The 17,168-nt window shown below is 70.4% G+C and carries 14 protein-coding genes; 9 read left to right on the forward strand and 5 right to left on the reverse strand.

The annotated features are described in order from the left end of the window. Positions 1-72 precede the first annotated feature (72 nt). The gene (locus tag ACX114_RS08905; RefSeq protein WP_459296636.1) at positions 73-990 is read right to left on the reverse strand and encodes a lytic transglycosylase domain-containing protein; all 918 of its coding nucleotides are present in this window, start codon (positions 988-990) and stop codon (positions 73-75) included. A 243-nt stretch (positions 991-1,233) separates the two neighbouring features. On the opposite strand from ACX114_RS08905, the gene ACX114_RS08910 reads away from it, so the two are divergent. After that, positions 1,234-2,190 (forward strand): alpha/beta fold hydrolase, encoded by a 957-nt coding sequence (locus tag ACX114_RS08910; RefSeq protein WP_459300101.1) that lies wholly within the window; start codon positions 1,234-1,236, stop codon positions 2,188-2,190. 148 nt (positions 2,191-2,338) lie between these two features. Next, positions 2,339-3,247, forward strand: a complete 909-nt coding sequence (locus ACX114_RS08915; RefSeq protein WP_459296638.1) for a carboxylesterase family protein — start codon at positions 2,339-2,341, stop codon at positions 3,245-3,247. 160 nt (positions 3,248-3,407) lie between these two features. Here the strand turns inward: ACX114_RS08915 and ACX114_RS08920 are convergent, their stop codons facing one another. Next, entirely contained in the window at positions 3,408-4,145 is a 738-nt protein-coding gene (locus tag ACX114_RS08920; protein ID WP_459296640.1) for an SDR family oxidoreductase, read from the reverse strand. Between the two features lie 152 nt (positions 4,146-4,297). Between ACX114_RS08920 and ACX114_RS08925 the strand changes: the two genes are divergently transcribed. Further along, complete coding sequence (locus tag ACX114_RS08925) at positions 4,298-5,140, forward strand: helix-turn-helix transcriptional regulator (protein WP_459296642.1); 843 nt, start codon at positions 4,298-4,300, stop codon at positions 5,138-5,140. Between the two features lie 29 nt (positions 5,141-5,169). Here the strand turns inward: ACX114_RS08925 and ACX114_RS08930 are convergent, their stop codons facing one another. Further along, entirely contained in the window at positions 5,170-5,559 is a 390-nt protein-coding gene (locus ACX114_RS08930) for a VOC family protein (RefSeq protein WP_459296644.1), read from the reverse strand. 5 nt (positions 5,560-5,564) lie between these two features. Continuing rightward, positions 5,565-7,679 (reverse strand): M3 family metallopeptidase, encoded by a 2,115-nt coding sequence (locus tag ACX114_RS08935; protein ID WP_459296646.1) that lies wholly within the window; start codon positions 7,677-7,679, stop codon positions 5,565-5,567. 64 nt (positions 7,680-7,743) lie between these two features. Between ACX114_RS08935 and ACX114_RS08940 the strand changes: the two genes are divergently transcribed. The 6 genes from ACX114_RS08940 to ACX114_RS08965 all read left to right on the forward strand — a co-directional run bounded on the left by ACX114_RS08940 (position 7,744) and on the right by ACX114_RS08965 (position 15,779). Next, positions 7,744-8,211 (forward strand): Lrp/AsnC family transcriptional regulator, encoded by a 468-nt coding sequence (locus ACX114_RS08940; RefSeq protein ID WP_459296648.1) that lies wholly within the window; start codon positions 7,744-7,746, stop codon positions 8,209-8,211. 89 nt (positions 8,212-8,300) lie between these two features. Then, a complete protein-coding gene (locus ACX114_RS08945) occupies positions 8,301-9,605 on the forward strand; it encodes a phytoene desaturase family protein (protein WP_459296650.1) in 1,305 nt (434 codons plus the stop codon). Between the two features lie 166 nt (positions 9,606-9,771). Further along, complete coding sequence (locus ACX114_RS08950) at positions 9,772-10,731, forward strand: sigma-70 family RNA polymerase sigma factor (RefSeq protein WP_459296652.1); 960 nt, start codon at positions 9,772-9,774, stop codon at positions 10,729-10,731. Between the two features lie 86 nt (positions 10,732-10,817). Further along, the gene (locus ACX114_RS08955) at positions 10,818-12,212 is read left to right on the forward strand and encodes a hypothetical protein (RefSeq protein ID WP_459296654.1); all 1,395 of its coding nucleotides are present in this window, start codon (positions 10,818-10,820) and stop codon (positions 12,210-12,212) included. A gap of 106 nt (positions 12,213-12,318) precedes the next feature. Continuing rightward, complete coding sequence (locus ACX114_RS08960; RefSeq protein ID WP_459296656.1) at positions 12,319-14,592, forward strand: MMPL family transporter; 2,274 nt, start codon at positions 12,319-12,321, stop codon at positions 14,590-14,592. Beyond that, positions 14,589-15,779 (forward strand): glycosyltransferase, encoded by a 1,191-nt coding sequence (locus ACX114_RS08965; RefSeq protein ID WP_459296658.1) that lies wholly within the window; start codon positions 14,589-14,591, stop codon positions 15,777-15,779. The genes ACX114_RS08960 and ACX114_RS08965 overlap by 4 nt, the downstream gene beginning before the upstream one ends. On the opposite strand, the gene ACX114_RS08970 is transcribed toward ACX114_RS08965, so the two are convergent. Then, positions 15,719-17,128 (reverse strand): FAD-dependent monooxygenase, encoded by a 1,410-nt coding sequence (locus tag ACX114_RS08970; protein ID WP_459296660.1) that lies wholly within the window; start codon positions 17,126-17,128, stop codon positions 15,719-15,721. The two genes, ACX114_RS08965 and ACX114_RS08970, sit on opposite strands and share 61 nt — an antisense overlap. Positions 17,129-17,168: the final 40 nt, after the last annotated feature.

Raw genomic sequence — 17,168 nt, forward strand, 5'->3', positions numbered from 1 at the left:
AGACGCCGGCTCCGCCTCTTTCCCCCGGGGGATGCCATCCTTCCGTCACGAGTGCGTCATGGGCACGGCGTCCTACGCGGGCAGCGTGCCCTGGCCGGTGGCCAGCGTGTTCATGAAGGACTTCACCTTCTGCACGTAGGTGGCGTCGCCGGTGCCGGCGGGGATGGCGTCCGGGTTGCTCTTGTCCACGCCATTGGGGCCGGAGTTGTAGGCGCGCAGGGCCAGCTCATCGCTGCCGAACTGCGCCTTCATGTCCTTCATGTAGAAGGCGCCCGCCAGGATGTTGGTCTCCGGGTCGGAGAGGTTCTTGCCCTGGAGCTCCGGGTGCTTCGCCTGTAGCTCCCCGTAGGTGTTGGGGTTGACCTGCATCAGGCCGGTGTCCGTCAGGCCGTTGCCGCCGTTGGTGGAGACGGCCTCCAGGTTGCCACGCGACTCCTGCCAGATTTGCGCGGCCAGCATCTCCGCCGGCATGCCCGTCTTGGCGGAGGCGGACTCGATGGCGCCCCGGAACTTCTCCAGCGCCGGGGGCAGGTTGCTGCCCAGCTTCGTGCCGCCGCCCGGGGACTGCGACGACGCCGGGCCCACCACGCCGGTGTTGCCGTTGAGCGCCACGGGAGGACGCGACGCGTCCTGCGGCGTGAAGCTGCTGTCGGAGAAGGGCTGCGAACCCGTGCCGCACCTGCCGCCCGCCGCGCCCTGGGCTCCCTGGGCTCCGGAAACCGCCTGCGCGCCGCCCGGCACGGCCTGCGCCACCAACTGCGCGATGGACGTCAGCGCGGACAGCGTGTCCTGCAGCAGCTTGCCCAGCTCCGCGCCCTTGCCGGAGCCGATGTCGAAGCCGTCCTGCTGGAACGCCGCGAGCCCCGGCTTCTGGCTGGAGGAGAACCCGTCCACGCCACCCGGACGACCCGCGAGGCGGGGAGAGGCGGCGTCCTGCACCGGCAGGCGGGACACGGAAGCGGAGGGGCTGCGGAGGGGCGAGATGGCCATGGCGGGGGACCTCGAAAGGGATTGGGTTCTTGTTGATGCGATGCAGGACCCCATAGCAGCCGGTGTGCCAGCCCCCTGGGACGCGGCGGCCGTGGGCAACCCATGGATTTCACGGGCAACGCGGAGGGCTGCCGGGACGCGAGCCTGGTGACTCGTGTCACCGGCCCGATGCCCTTCGTCATCAGCCGAACCCACCGTCACGCGTGGAATGACAGGAGCCGGTGCGTCGTGCAGAACGCTCCCATGGCCGACATCACCCACCGCACCGTCCGGACGAATGGCATCCACCTGCACCTCGCCGAGGCCGGCCAGGGCCCGCTCGTCCTGCTCCTCCATGGCTGGCCGGAGTCCGGGTACTCGTGGCGCCACCAGCTCCGGGCGCTCGCGGACGCCGGCTACCACGCGGTCGCGCCCGACGTTCGCGGCTACGGCCAGAGCGACCGGCCGGAGCCCATCGAGGCGTACAGCATGAAGAACCTGCTGGCGGACTTCGTGGGCCTGCTGGACGCGCTGGGAGAGAAGACCGCCGTGGTGGTGGGCCACGACTGGGGCTCCGCGATGGCGTGGACTCTCGCCGCGCTGCACCCGGACCGCTTCCGCGCCGTCGTGGGCATGAGCGTGCCGCACCTGGGCCGCACGCCCATGCCGCCCACCCAGCTCTTCCGGCACGTGTTCGGGGACAAGTGGTTCTACATCCTCTACTTCCAGGAGCCGGGCATCGCCGAGGCGGAGCTCGAAGCGGACATCCCGAGGACGCTCCGCATCACGCTGGGCGGCACCCCCGGCTTCGACACGCAGGCCGAGGCCGTGAAGTCACGCCGCAAGGGCGACGGCTTCCTCACCGGCCTCCAGGTGCCGGATCCGCTGCCCGCGTGGCTCACGGAGGCGAACCTCGCGCACTACGCGAAGGAGCTTCAGCACAGCGGTTTTCGCGGCGGGCTCAATCGCTACCGCAACATGGACCGCGACTGGGAGGAGCTGCCCGAGCTGGCGACGGCCATCATCCAACAGCCCGCCCTGTTCATCACCGGGGAGAAGGACCCGGGCCGCGCCTTCGCTCCGCTGGACGCCATGAAGGCCCTGGTGCCGCGGCTCCAGGACGTGCTCGTCATTCCGGGCGCGGGCCACTGGGTTCAGCAGGAGCGCCCCGCGGAGGTGAACGCCGCGCTGCTGGCGTTCCTGAAGTCACTGCCCGCCTGAGCCTCCGCGCATTGCCACTCAACCGGAATCCTGTGACGGTGCTGCGCATTCGCATTGAAATGTGATTATTCACGCAACCGAGGCTTTCCTATTTTTATCCGCAATCGCAGACTGTCCGTGCGTCAAACCCAGACCCGGAGAAAACACCATGCGGATGCAATGGATTGCGCTGGTTGTCGCGTTGGGAGCCGTCGCCTGCGGAGGGAGCTTCGAGCCGGGGGAGGCGGAGACATGGGGAACGCACGAAGCGGGGCTCACCATCACCACGGAGGACCAGGTCGTGGCCCGGCTGCCCGCGAGCACGGGCGCCGGCTATGGCTATGGTGAATACCTGCCTCCGGGCTACCTGACGTCCACCACGGTCTATCCGGTCATCATCCACCTGAACGGGAACGGCGAGTTCGGCACGTCACCGACGGAGGCGGACCTGCTGAACGTGGTGACCCGCCACGGGGCGCTGAAGAACATCCGCTACACGACCCAGGGCAAGGCGTACTTCGGGCAGCACCAGGTGATGGTCTTCACGCCGCGCGCGGCGACGAGCTGGCAGCCGGCGGAGATCGACGCGTTCGTCAGCTTCATCGTGGCGAACTACCGCGTGGACACGACGCGCATCTACCTGACGGGGATCAGCTTCGGTGGTTACGGCGCCTGGAAGTACGCGTACACGTACGGCAGCCGTCTGGCCGCGCTGGCGCCCATGGCCACCAACATCGGCGCGCCGGGCCCCACCATCACCCAGCTGAAAAACGTGCCGGTGTGGGCGGTGCATTCGTTCGTGGACGGCAGCTCGCTCTCGGCGGACACCTCCTGGCTGACGGGCGTGACGAAGAACTACGGCCTGTTCCAGTCGGTCCAGGTGACCGCACCCGCGCAGACGGTGACGTACCTGTTCCCGGGCTCCAGCAGCCCCGTGTGGACGTCACAGCCCGGCGTGGTGGCCACCGGGAGCTACATCGCGCGGCTCACCGTGCTGCCCGGCGGCGCGCATGACTGCTGGACGCAGCAGTACGACAACTACGCGTTCTGGGATTGGCTCCTCGCCCAGCACCGCTAGTTCTTCCGGCTCGCGGCCGCGAGGACGTATCGGGGCAGCAACTCCTCGCGGACGCGCTTCCACAGCGCGAACTGGCCATGGTTGGCGCCCGTGGATCCGCGAAGCCGAGTCGAAGGACATCGCCTACAACATCCAGGTGATTGGCGGGTAGCCGGGGCCCTCAGTCCTGCGCCGTGGGACGGACAATCACCTCGCCCACGTCCACGTCGGCGGGCTGCTCGATGGCGTAGGCCATGGCCCGGGCAATCGCATCCGGTGAAATGGCGAGCTTGTCCCGGACCTCCTCGAACCGGGCCCGGAGCTCCGGGTTCTTCACGTGCTCGAGGAAGTTCGTCCGGGTCATCCCGGGCGAGATGACCGTCACCCGCAGCTTGGGGCCCGCCTCCTGGCGCAGGCCTTCGGAGATGGCTCGCACGGCGAACTTCGTCCCGGCATAGACCGCCTGGCCGGGCACGAGCCGGTGCGCCGAGGTCGACGCGGTGTTGATGAAGTGCCCGAAGCCCTGCTGCCGGAAGACCGGCAGCGCCGCGGCGATGCCGTACAGCACTCCCTTGATGTTGGTGTCGATCAGCTCCTCCCAGTCATCGACGCGCAGGTCGTCCAGCGGAGAGGTCGCCAGGCTGCCCGCGTTATTGATGAGCACGTCCAGCCTGCCAAACCGCTCACAGGCCAGGCGGACGAGCCCGGTGACGTCCTCGCGCCGTCTCACGTCGGTCCGTGCGGAGAGGGCTTCTCCTCCCGCCTTCGTGATGCGCTCCACCACCGGCCCCAGCCGCTCCAAGCGGCGCGCGCCAAGGACGACCTTCGCTCCACGCCCGGCGAGCAGCAGCGCCGCCGCTTCGCCAATGCCGCTGCTGGCTCCGGTGATGGCAATGACCTTGTCCTGGATGCCTGACATGACGCCTTCCTGCCCGGCCAGGTGAGGGGAGGGCCGGGCGTGCAATGCAAGACTTGGCCATGCCGGGGTGCGCCGGGCTTGGGCGTTGTTGACACGCCGTGCAGGTCAACTTCGCCCAAGCCAGGGGGAAGGCCCGTCCCTAGACTCCAACCGTGACCGCTCCCTCTCACGCCGTCGTGGATGGTCCCCTGTCCATCCAGACCTTCCTGTTCCCGGAACTGCCGGGCCTGCGACTGGTGCGCTACCGGACCGACGGGCGGCTGCTGCGCTCCGTGAAGGAACGTTTCTCCGTGATGCTCACGCAGCGGGGGCACTCGGAGTGGTGGGGGCGGGGCAAGGTCCATGCCTCCTCGCCCCGAACGGTCGACCTCAAGCAGATGGGCGAGGTGCACCGGGACCTGCGCCGCGACGGGCCTGCCCGGTTCCAGGTCATCGCCTTCGACGAGTCCCTCGTCGCCGAGGCCCGCGAGGCGCTGGGCGCGCCGGCCTCCGCCCGGCTTCGCCAGCTCCAACTCGAAACGTCGCAGCCCTCGGCGGCCGACTTCGTGCGGCTCCATGCCGTGCTGGATGCGGGCCTGGAGGGACGCTCCAGCGCGCTCGCGCTCCAGACGGCCCTGGCCGAAGCCCTCTCCTCGCTGATGGGATGTCTGGAGCACTCAGGCGCGGTGGTGCGGCGCTACCGCTGGCCCATCCGGCGCGTGGTGGAGGCCCTGCATGAGGCCATTCCGGAGGGCATCACCCTGGAGGCGCTGGCCCATCAGGTGGGCTGGAACCGGTTCCACCTGTGCCGCGCCTTCCGCGAGGAACTGGGCATGCCTCCGCACGCGTACCTCACCCACCTGCGCGTCTCGCGAGCCCAGCGGCTGCTGTCACAGGGGCTGGCACCCGCGGAGGTCGCGCTCCAGGTCGGGCTCTGTGACCAGAGTCAGCTCAACCGGCACTTCAAGCGCATCGTCGGCATCACTCCGGGGCAGTACGCGCGCGCCGTGCAGTGAGGCCGCCGTCACGGGCCCTGGGGGCGGCTCTACCGGGAAGGCTCCCGGAAGACCGCTTCGATGTTGTTGCCGTCCGGGTCCAGCACGAAGGCGGCGTAGTAACCGGCGGGATAGCCCCTGTCGGCGCCGCGCAGTCCGGGCGGCCCGTTGTCGGTTCCGCCCGCCGCCACCGCGGCCGCGTGGAAGGCGTCGACCTGGGCGCGGCTGGTGGCGGCGAAGGCCGTGTGTTGCTTCACCCCGTGAGGATGGAAGCGGTCGATCCAGAAGATGGGGTAGTCCCGGCCATAGCCAATGCCATCCGCCCCGGTGTCCTGGGGAAGCTGCATGGCGCGGCGCAGGCCGAGCGCCCCCAACGCCGCGTCGTAGAAGGCCGCCGAGCGGGCGACGTCCGCGACGCCAATGCCGGTGTGATCGATCATGGCCCTCAGTGTATGGGCGCGAAGCCGCGCTCGCGCATCAGCGCGTCGAGGCTCGCGTCCTTTCCACGAAACTTCCGGTAGCCCTCGAACGGGTCGACGGTGTTGCCCACGGAGAGCACGTGCTCGTACAGCCGCGCGGCCACCTTCGCGTCATAGGGACCTCCGGCTTCCTGGAAGGCCTCGAAGGCATCCGAGGCCAGCATGTCCGCCCAGAGATAGCGGTAGTAGCCCGCCGCGTACGCGTTGCTGGCGAAGACGTGGCCGAAATGGGGCATGCGGAAGCGCATGCCGACCTCCACGGGCGCGCCCACCTGGCGGAGCACGTCGCGCTCGAAGGCGTCGGGGTCGATGCGCTTCGCACCCGCCAGGTGCATCTTCATCTCCACCAGCGCGGAGGTGAGGAAGTCGACGGTGTAGAAGCCCTGGTTGAACGTCGCCGCCTTCTGGATGCGGGCCACGAGCGCCTGGGGCATGGGCTGCCCCGTCGTGTGATGCACCGCGAATCGGCTCAGCACCTCCGGCGTGGCGAGCCAGTGCTCGAACAGCTTGGACGGGAACTCCGCGTAGTCGCTCACCACACGGCCACCGCCGAGCGACGGGTACGTCACATCCCCGCTCAGCGTATGCAGCGCGTGGCCGAACTCGTGGAACAGCGTCTGCGCGTCGCGCCAGCCGAGCAGCGCGGGGCTGCCCGCTCCCGGCTTCACGAACGGCATGCTGATGGCCACCAGGGCCGGCACCTCGCCACGGAAGCGCTCCTGGATGCGGTACGCCTCCGTCTGCCCTCCGTTGTATTTGCCCTCGCGCGCGTAGGGGTCGAAGTAGAGGAGCCCGCGCTCCCGGCCACTCTCCCGGTCCTTCACCGCGAAGACGCGCACGTCCGGGTGGTAGACGGGCACGTCCGGCGCGGGCGTGAAGGTGTAGCCGAAGAGCTGGCCCGCCACCCAGAACATGCCATCGCGCAGGGTCTCCAACTGGAGGTAGGGCTTCACCTCGCTGTCGTCGAAGTCATACGCCTGCTTGCGCACCTTCTCCGCGTAGTAGCGGTAGTCCCACGGCGCGATGGGCTCCTCCTGGCCCTGGCTCCGGGCAATGGCGGTCGTCGCGGCGACCTCTTCGCGCACGCGCGCGACCGCGGGCGTCCACATCGTCTCCAGCAGCTTCATCGCGCGCTCGGGTGTCTTCACCATCGCGCGCTGGAGCTGCCGGTGCGCGTGCGTGGGAAAGCCCATGAGCTTCGCCTGCTCCGCGCGCGCCGCGAGGATCCGCGTGATGACGGCGTTGTTGTCATGCGCGTCGCCGTGGTCGCCGCGGCTGTCATAGTTGCGCCAGACCTTCTCGCGAAGCGCCCGCCGCTCCGAATACGTGAGGAAGTCCGCCACCACCGAGCGGGTGTTGGCCACGGCCCACTTCCCCGGCTGTCCGCGCGCCGTGGCCTCCGCGGCCGCGGCCTTTCGCAGTGGCTCCGGCAGGCCCGCCAGGTCCGCCTCGTTCTCCAGGAGGGTGTAGCGCTTCTCGTCGGCGAGCACGTTCTGGTTGAACGTCGTGTAGAGCGTGGCGAGCTTTTGATTGAGCGCGGTCATGCGCTTCGCCCCCGCCGCGTCCAGCAGGGCGCCCGAGCGCACGAAGTCGTCGTAGTAGTACGCCACCAGGCGCTGCTGCTCTGGCGTCAGCTTCGCCTTCGCGGCCGAGTCCCGGACCGCCTTGATGCGGCGGAAGAGCTTCCGGTTCTGGGAGTCCTCATCCCAGAACGCGGACAGCCGGGGCGCCATCTCGCGCTCCACGGCCTGGTACTCCGGTGAGCTCACGAACGAGGACCACGCGTTGTAGACCTCGTAGACGCGATTGAAGGTCCGTCCCGAATCCTGGTACGCGGCGATGGTGTTCTCGAAGGTGGGAGGCTCCTTCGAGTCCACGATGGCGGCGACCTCGCTGCGTGCCTGCGCCATGGCGGCTTCGAGCGCTGGAGCGAAGTCCTCCACCCGCGCGCGGTCGAACGGCGGGACGCCACCATGCGGCCCGGACCAGGGCGCGAGCAGGACATCCGGCGGCGAAGCGGGGGCCGCGAAGGCCGAGCCCGCCAGGAGGACGAGGCATGCTGCGATTCTGTGTCGTGGCATGCGGACAGAATACGGGCCAGGATTGAGCGGCATCCATCGAATGGAATTCGCCCGGGAGCTTCGAATGGCCGCACTCGACCGAATTGATCGCACGATTCTGGAGGCCCTCCAGAACAATGCACGGCTGTCCAACAAGGAGCTGGCCGCGAAGGTGGGGTTGGCCCCGTCGTCATGCCTCGCGCGGGTGAAGCGGCTGGAGACGGACGGGGTCATCCGCTCCTATCGGGCGGAGCTGGATCCGCGCCCGCTGGGGCTGGGGCTCCAGGCGCTCATCGGCGTGCAGCTCCGGCTCCACGTGGGAGAGCACTTCGGCAGCATCGGAGACCACCTGCGTTCGCTGCCGGAGACGGTAGCGGTCTACTGCCTGGGGGGCACGACGGACTTCCTGGTGCACGTCGTGTGTCGGGACACGGAGCACCTGCGCGTGCTCACCATCCAGTCCTTCACCAGCCGTCCGGAGGTGAGCCGCATCGAGACGTCGCTGGTGTTCTCCTTCGCGCGCTCGGGGCTGCCGGTCGACCGGGGCGCCTGACGGAGCCGGCGCTGTAACCTTTTTTCATCCTCGTTCGTGGTGGCCGTTGGAGGCCCGGAATGCGCCGGGCGCCGGGATGGAGGACGGACATGCAGGCGACGAAGGTGGCCGTGGTGGGCGGGGGACTGGGCGGGCTCACGGCGGCGGCGCTGCTGGCGCGCGGCGGCTGTGAGGTGACGGTGTACGAGCGCTCCAAGCACCTGGGAGGCCGGGCGAGGACGACGGAGGTGGAGGGCTTCCGCTTCAACCTGGGCCCGCATGCGCTGTACCGGGCGGGCGCGGCGTTTCGGATTTTGGAGCGCCTGGGCGTGAAGCCCACGGGAGGCATTCCGAATCAGACGGGCTCCCATGCGCTGGTCGGAGGTCGGCTGCACACGCTGCCTCGGGGCGCCGTGACGCTGATGACGACGGACGTGTTGTCGCTCGCCTCGAAGCTGGAGGTGGCGAAGTTGCTGGCGGGGCTGGCCCGAATCGACACGCAGCCGTTGGGGGCCATGTCGATGCGGGAGTGGTTGGAAACACACCTGACGCGCAAGGACAGCCGGGCGCTCGTCGGGGCGCTGATCCGCGTGTCCTCGTACTGCGCGGACTTCGAGGCGCTCAGCGCGGAGGCGGGGCTGAAGCAGCTCCAGTGCGCGACCGCAGCGAACGTGCTGTACGTGGACGGAGGCTGGAGCACCCTGGTGGACTCGGTGGAGCGGCTGGGGCGCGAGGCGGGTGCCCGGCTGGAGCTGTCCGCGAAAGTGGAGGCCGTCGTTCTCCAGGAAGGGGGCAAGCGGGTCGAAGGCGTGCGGCTCGCGGATGGGACGGTGCACCGCGCGGACGCGGTGGTGATGGCGGGGAGCCCCGCGGACGTGGCGGCGCTCATGCCGGGAGACGCGGTGCTCGCCCGGGAGGCCCGGGAGGCAGTGCCCATCCACGCGGCGACACTGGAGCTGGGCCTGTCGGTCCTGCCGAGGCCGGACGCATTGTTCGCGCTGGGACTGGATGGGCCCTGGTACGCGTCGGTGCATTCGGCCTCCGCGAAGCTGGCCCCGGAAGGGGGAGCGATGGTGCACGTGGCGAAGTACCTGGGCGGCGCGGACACGGAGGCGAGCGAGGCGGCACTGGAAGCCGTGATGGACGCGCTCCAGCCGGGATGGCGCGAGAAGGTGGTGGCGCGGCGCTACCGGCCCTCGCTCACCGTCAGCGCAGGGCTGCCCCGGGCCGTGAACGGAGGGCTGGCCGGGCGTCCCTCCGTGGAGGTGCCGCACGTGGGCGGACTGTTCCGAGTAGGGGACTGGGTGGGCGCGGAGGGAATGCTCGCGGACGCATCCCTGGCGAGCGCCGAAGCCGTGGAGCAGGCCCTGGTGCCGCACACCGCGACGACTCAGCGCCGCGCGGCGGGAACTTGAGGCGGATGGGCATCCAGGCCAGGGGCCCCTCCCGGCGGAGCGGAGCCGGAACCTGTCGGACAGTCGGACAGGTTTCGCGCGGTCCGGTCCCGGAGGGGCTTGGGGGCCGGGCATTGTGGGTTCCGATGGTGCTCTTGGATTGTTGGAACGTGAGGGCTTGAACGGGATGGATGCACAGGCGCGAGGGGCACTGGGGCAGGCGGCGCGTGAGCATGAGCGCTTCCTCTGGGGGCTCTGCTACCGGATGACCGGCGTGGCCGCGGACGCGGACGACCTGGTGCAGGAGGTCTATGCGCGCGCGCTCGCGACGCCACCGGAGCGGTTGGACACGCTGCGCCCCTGGTTGACCCGCGTCGCGGTGAACCTGGCCCGGGACCACCTGCGTCGGCGGCGGCGTGAGGACTACGTCGGGCCCTGGCTGCCCTCACCCGTGGAGACCGGGGACGAGGAGGTCCTTCCCTCGGTGGAGGCGCGGCTCCCGGGCGGCGGTTCGACCGAGGGGCGCTATGAATTGCTGGAGAGCGTCTCCTTCGCCTTCCTCCTGGCGCTGGAGGCCCTGTCGCCCAAGCAGCGGGCAGTGCTGTTGCTTCGCGATGTCTTTGATTACTCGGTGCTGGAAGTGGCCGAGGCGCTGCGCATGAGCGAAGCGAACGTGAAGGTCGTGCACCACCGCGCGCGAGCCGCGATGGCCGCGTATGACCAGTCACGTTGTATTCCTACTCGCGACGTTCAGGCCCGCACGCGGGCCTCGCTGGAGGCCTTCCTGGGCGCGCTGGTGACGGGAAACGTGGCCGCCGCCGAGGCGCTGCTGGCTTCGGATGTGCGCGCACTGTCGGATGGGGGCGGTAAGGTGCGCGCAGCCCTGGTGCCCATCGTGGGCCCCCAGCGCGTCATCCTCTTCATTCGCCGGCTGATGGAGATGCGGGGCCCGCCCGTGGCGTGGGAAGCGCGGATGATCAACGGCCTGCCCGCCGTGGTGGCGGTGTACCCGCCGGGACGGGACCCACTTCTGGCCCTGCACATGGTGCTTCGCGTGGACGTCGACTCCAGCGGACGCATCCATGCGCTGCATTCCGTGTTGGTGGACCGCAAGCTCACGGGGGTGCGCATGCCCGTGCCGGAATGACACGGACTTCATGGAGAAATGGTTCTGATAAATCTTTGAAAAAGCGCATCCGTTCGAGTGGCCTCCCCCGGAAGAGAGGAATTCGAATGTCGATGCGAAAGATGTGGGTCCCCAGGCTCTTGATGTTGGGGGGGCTGACGTTGCTCGCCGGTTGCGGCCGTGAGCCCCGTCCCGTGGAGGTCATCCAATCCCGAGGCGCTGCGGACGTGGCGCTGCTGATTGAACGGGAGGACGGCGCGGGCCCCTACGTCGAGAGTACGGCGGAGCGCTTCCGGGTCGTTGCCTCGGGTGAAACCATCAAGTCCGTGCGCTGGAGCGCCGACGCGGGAGCGATCGAGCCCTCCCAGGAGCGGGTCACCTGGACGCTGCCCACGGCGGGGACGGCGTCCCTGTCCGTCACCGTCGAGACGGAGTCCGGCAAGACGGCGGAGGGTGCGTTCCAGTTCAATGTCGTGGCCGCGCCGCTCGCCTCCAGCTCCGTCATCGACACGGGGCCGGATGTCACCGGCAGCAGCTGCGACATCGTGTTCGACAGCACGGGCAAGGGCCACGTCATCTACACGAACGACACCCACAACAGCCTCTGGTACGGGAGCTGGGACGGCACGTCCTGGACGACGGAGCTGATTGACGGCCCCGGCTTCAACAACGGGGGCGTCTTCGTCGTGAAGAGCCAGTTGGTCATCGACCCGGTCACTGGCGCGCCGCACGTCGCCTATTCCAAGGGCACCGGCACCATCAACACCTCGCCGATGCGGGTGGGCTATGCCACGCGCGTCAATGGCGTCTGGGTTCGCGAGGACGTCGACGCCTCGGTCGTGACCCGCATCAGCATCGCGCTCAACCCGGCGCAGGCGCAGCGGCCGGTCATCGTCTTCAGCAGCGGCAACGGAGGGAGCGTCAAGATCGCGACCCGGACGGCGGCGAACACGTGGTCCTCCGTGCCGCTCTCCGTCGCCTCCCAGGCGCTCACGAGCGACGCCCTCTTCGACGCGGCCGGAGCGCTGCACTTCATCACGCACCAGCCCTTGAGTGGCTACGTCAGTCAGTCGCTCCAGGTCCTGCGGGGCTCGGCCGTGGAGTCCTTCCCGTTGAAGACCAGCTCCTCCGGGTCCTGGCTCTCGACGGTCTGGTCACCGGACTCGCATCTGCTGGCGCTCTCCAACAGCATCTCCGAAGGCGAATGGAACGCCATCGAGGACATCACGGTGGGGACGCCTGCCTCGGCCAGCACCCGGAGGGTCTCGACGGTGGATTACAAATACTCCGCGGCGGACCTGACCTACGGCGGAGGCAAGCCGGTCATCGCCCTGCGCAATGGGACGTCGCTGGCGCTCGGAACGACGGACGCGCAGGGCTTCTGGACCTATACCCAGCTCGGGTCGGTGCAGGACAACTCCCGTCCCAGCGTGGCGATCCGTCCCACCGATGGCGTGCCTCATGTCTGCTACCAACGGGACGGCAAGGTGACCTTCCAGTAGGCCGGTCCACCTCCGGATTGCCCCCAAGGGTGAAGCCCCTGTCCAAGCGCTCCCTCCGTCACCAGTTCCCTGGTGACGGACGGGGCGAGCGAACGGGGGAACGTGCATGGAGGGGCGGGGGGACGACTCACCGGTGGGGGGCGAGCCGTCCCTGTTCGCCCGGCTGGCGATGGGCGTGTTCCGGCACCGGGGCCGGGTGCTGGTGGGCGCGCTGCTGCTCCTCGCCGCGGCGGTGTGGGCACTGCTCCGGGGCGGAAACCTCACCACCGGCACCATCGAGGGCATCGAATCCGCCACGGCCGAAGCGCTCGCGCGCGGTGCCGCCGCGGGGTCGAACGACCAGACCCTGGCGGTCATCTTCCATCACGACACCTGGACCCCGGACGAGCCGCGCTTCGCCCAGGCGGTGACGTCCGTGCTGTCGCGCGTGGAGCGCCTGCCGGAGGTCGCCTCGGTGGTGTCGCCCATGGGTGCACCCGAGGCCTTCCGGGCCCGCTTCGTGGCGAGGACCGGCCACGACCTGCTGGCGCTGGTGAGGCTCAAGGGCGGCGAGCGCGAGGCCACCGCCGCGTTTCCCGCCGTGCGCGCGGCGCTGGAGAGCCCGGACCTCCGGACGACGCTCACCGGCAAGGTGGCCTTCCTGGCCGCGCTCAATGAACTGCTGGAGCACGACCTGCTGCGCGCGGAGTTGCTGTCATTCCCGCTGGCGCTGGTGGTCCTGCTGTGGGTGTTCCGCACGGTGGTGGCGGCGATGCTGCCCCTGGTGGTGGGCGGCCTGGCGGTGCTCTGCGGCGTGGCGGGCGTGATGCTGCTGTCGCACGCCACGAACATGGCCCAGTACACGCTCAACGTCGTGTCGCTCATCGGGCTGGGCGTGGCCATCGACTACTCGCTCTTCATCGTGAGCCGCTTCCGCTCCGAGCTCGCCCTGGGCCTCTCCACGGAGCACGCCCTGACGCGCACGCTGGACACCGCCGGGCGCGCGGTGGCGTTCTCGGGGCTGGCCGTCACGGTGGGGTTGGGAGGCCTGCTCTTCTTCCGCGGCTCGTACCTGAGCGCCATGGGATTGGGCGGGGCCCTGGTGGTCGCCTTCGCGGTCCTCTTCGCGCTCACCGTGCTGCCCGCGCTCCTCGCCTGGCTGGGACCCCGGGTGGACCGGGGACGGTTGCCCTTCGCCCGGAAGGAAGGGCGCGGCGGCGCCTGGCACGCGCTGGCCACCTGGGTGATGCGCCATCCCTGGTGGGTGCTGTTGCCCACGCTGACGCTGCTGCTGGCCATGGGGCTGCCATTCCGCCGGCTGCAACTGGCGGCCACGGACATCACCGCGCTGCCCGAGGGCACCGAGGCACGCCAGGGCGCGGAGACCCTGGCCCGCCTGTTCCCCCGCGAGGCCGCCACGCGCGTCCTGGTGGCGGTGGAGTTTCCAGGGGGCAATCCCCTCACGCCGGAGCGCGCGGGCGCCCTCTACGACGCCAGCCGCCGCGTGGCCTCGATGCCCGGCGTGGTCGGCGTGGAGAGCGCGGTGGACCTGGGCCCCGGCATGGACCGGGCGACCGTCCAGCGCATGGCCGCCGCGCCACCCCAATTCCTTCCACCGGAGCTCCAGGCCGCGCGGGCCGCGTACGTCACCGGCAACGTGGCGGTGATGCAGGTGCTGACGTCTTCGGCGCCCAGCAGCGTGGAGGCGCGCGACCTGGTCCGCGCGCTGCGCGAGGACCGCACGGTGGGCGACGGCCGGTGGTGGGTGGGTGGGCAGACCGCGACGGACGTGGACGCGGCGGCCTTCGTGAAGCACCACACGCCCGCGGCGGTGGGGTTCGTGATGGGGATGACGTGCATCGTCCTCTTCGTGCTCCTGCGCTCCGTGGTGCTGCCCTTGAAGGCGCTCCTGATGAACCTCTTGTCGCTGGCCGGTTCGTTCGGCGCCCTGGTGTGGATCTTCCAGGAGGGGCACCTGCACCGGCTGCTGCGCTTCGAGCCCGGGCCCATCGAACCGTCGCTGCCCATCCTGTTGTTCTGCGCGCTGTTCGGCCTGTCCATGGACTACGAAGTGCTGCTGCTCAGCCGCATCCGCGAGGAGTACCTGCGCACCGGCGACAACACCCACGCGGTGGCGGAAGGGCTGGAGCGGACCGGCGGCCTCATCACCAGCGCGGCGGCCATCATGGTGGCCGTGTTCGCGGCCTTCACGCTGGCGTCGGTGGTGGTGGTGAAGGCCATGGGCCTGGGCATGGCCATCGCGGTCGCGCTGGATGCGACGCTGGTCCGGGTGCTCATCGTCCCCGCGATGATGCGGCTGATGGGGGACTTCAACTGGTGGGGGCCTGGCCACTGGAGGCGCTCGCATCCCCGGGCGCAGGGGTCGGAGGTGCGGCCATGAACGCGCGGAACCTCGCATGGACAGCGGCGGCGCTGGGCGTGCTCGTGCACGGGCATCGGGAGCTGATGGCCGGCCTGCGGCGGCGCGCGGCACCCACCATGAGACGCTTCGAGCCACCCACGGTGACGGTCATCCGGCCCATCCGGGGCCTGGACGTGGACGCGCGCGAGAACGTGCGCGCGCTGCTGGACCTGGACTATCCCGGCGAGTGGGAGGTGCTCTTCGTCTTCGACAGCGAGGACGACCCGGCGTTCCTCCCCACCCGCGAGGAGGTGGCCACCCGGCCGACGCGCGCGAGGCGGGTGGAGCTGCTGGTCGCGGGTGAGCCCCCGGCGGGGATGACGGGCAAGCTCAACGCGATGCACGTGGGCGTGGCCCGCTCCCGGGGACAGTTGCTGGCCTTCAGTGATTCGGACACGCGGCCCTCGCCCGGGGTGCTCACGGCGCTGGTGGGCGCGCTGCTGGAGGATGGCGGAACAGGCGCCACGTTCGCGCCCATCTACGCGGCGGCGGACGCGCCCCTGGCGGGCGACGTGGGCTACGGGCTGCTGGTGAACGCGTGGTACGGCGCGTCGGTCGCTTGCACCGCGGAGCCGGATGGCTCGCTGCCCTTCATCATGGGGCAGTTGATGGTGTTCCGGCGCCAGGCGCTGGAGGCCATCGGGGGCGTGCGCTGCGCCGCCGGGCAGTTCGTGGATGACATGTACCTGGGGCGCCGGCTGTACCTGGCAGGGTGGAAGAACCGCGTCGTCCACGCGCCCCTGCGCGTCGTCACCGGGCACCTGGGGCTGGGCGCCTTCCTGCGCATCTTCCGGCGGTGGATCCTCTTCTCGGAGGCGGGCATCCCCGGCTCCTTCGCGCGGCCCCACTGGGTGCGTGGCGCGGTGAGCTGGCTGTCGTGGGGCGCGCTGGCGACGTCGGTGGCGCGAAGGGCCTGGGGGCCGGCGCTCCTGTCGGCGGTGCCCATCGGCTTCTCCGTGTGGAGCCAGCTGCGGCTCCAGCGGGCCTGTCACGGGCCCCAGGTCGCGCCCCGGCACTACTGGGTGCCGGCGGTGCTTCCGCTCTTGGGGGCCGGCGTCGCGCTGTCCGCGCGGGTGTCTCGCGAGGTGGACTGGCGCGGCCGAGGCTACCGGTTGGATGCGAAGGCGCGCCTGGGTGAAGCCCAGCCCGCCCGGGCCAGCGTGTAGACGGGACGGCGGACGCGACGATGCAGCCAGCTCCCCACCTGTTCCACCGCGCTCGCCACGGTGCCTCGCAAGGGCGGTCCGGCGGAGCGCAACAGCGGCGCGGCGGACCGCAGGCTGCCCCCCGTTCCGTTCGGAGAGAGCATCGCGGCGAAGGCGTGGGCGACGACGCGCAGGTACTCGCGGGCCATCACCCGCATGCGGGGCTCCTCGGAGGACAGCAGGGCCATGGAGGCGCGCGCGCCGCCGGGGCTGTGCTCCCAGTAGTGCAGCAGGCCCATGCGCAGCGCGTGCATGCCCTCGTCCTGTCTGGCGAAGGCGCTGTAGAGCGCGGACGCGAGCGCGACGCGGGTGCGCTGCGCGGGCCGCCGTGCGTGCGCGTAGTGCTCCAGCGCGCGGGCGACGTGGCCCGGATGGCGGTCCAGCGACTCCTGGAGGGCGCGGGCATCGTGGAAGCACGACGCCATGCCGCTGGCCGTGAGCGGATGGCAGCACGCGGCGGCGTCGCCCACGAGCACGGCGCTCCCCATCCAGATGGTCTCCGCCAGCCAGTCGTCATTGGAGGCCATGCGCACCGCGGGCCGCTCTTCCAGCGCCTGCCGGACGGCCTCCCTCAGCCGCGAGGGCAGGGCGAGCAGCAACTCCGGTTGCTCCTTCAGCGTCTGGGCCGTGCTGCCCAGCGGCAGGTCCACCATCACGCGCGCCACGCCGGGTTGGATGGTGTACGCCAGTGCGTGCACGGCGCCGCCCACGAACTGGTGGCCGTGCTCAGGGTGGGTGAGGCAGTCGCTGTCCACCGTCACGCCCAGCATGGTGGACAGGCGCTGGTGGTGCTCGGCGATGCCCAGCATCCGCCGCACGGGCGACGCGCGTCCGTCCGCGGCCACCAGCAGCCGGGCATGCACGGTGTGCTCGGTGCCCCCGTGCGAATAGCGCAGGCGCACGCCGCGCTCGCAGTTGTGCTCCACGGCCGTCACGCGCGCCCGGGTGCGCACGGTGACGCCGCGCCGCCGCGACACCGACTCCTGCAGCGGCAGGGTGAGGGCGGCGTGCTCCAGCGACACGCCCGTCACCCCGCGACCGTAGGGCAGGACGAGCGTGCGGGCGGGGGCATGGAAGCGCACCGCGAAGCCCCTCACGGGATGGGCCTTCCAGCCATTCACGACGTCCGCGAAGCCCAGCGCGCGCAGGTCCCGCACCCCGGGCGGGTGGAGCAGCTCGCCCGCGAGCTGCTTGTGCCGGTCCACGCCCGCGTCCAGCAGCAGGACGGACCATCCCAGGTCGGAGAGCGCCGCCGCCACCGCGCAGCCCGCGGGCCCGCCCCCGGCTATCACCACCTCGGTGTCCCCCACGTCGCCCTCGCTCGGTTCGCAGACACCATGTCTGGCATTG

This window comes from Corallococcus sp. M7, from assembly GCF_054512695.1.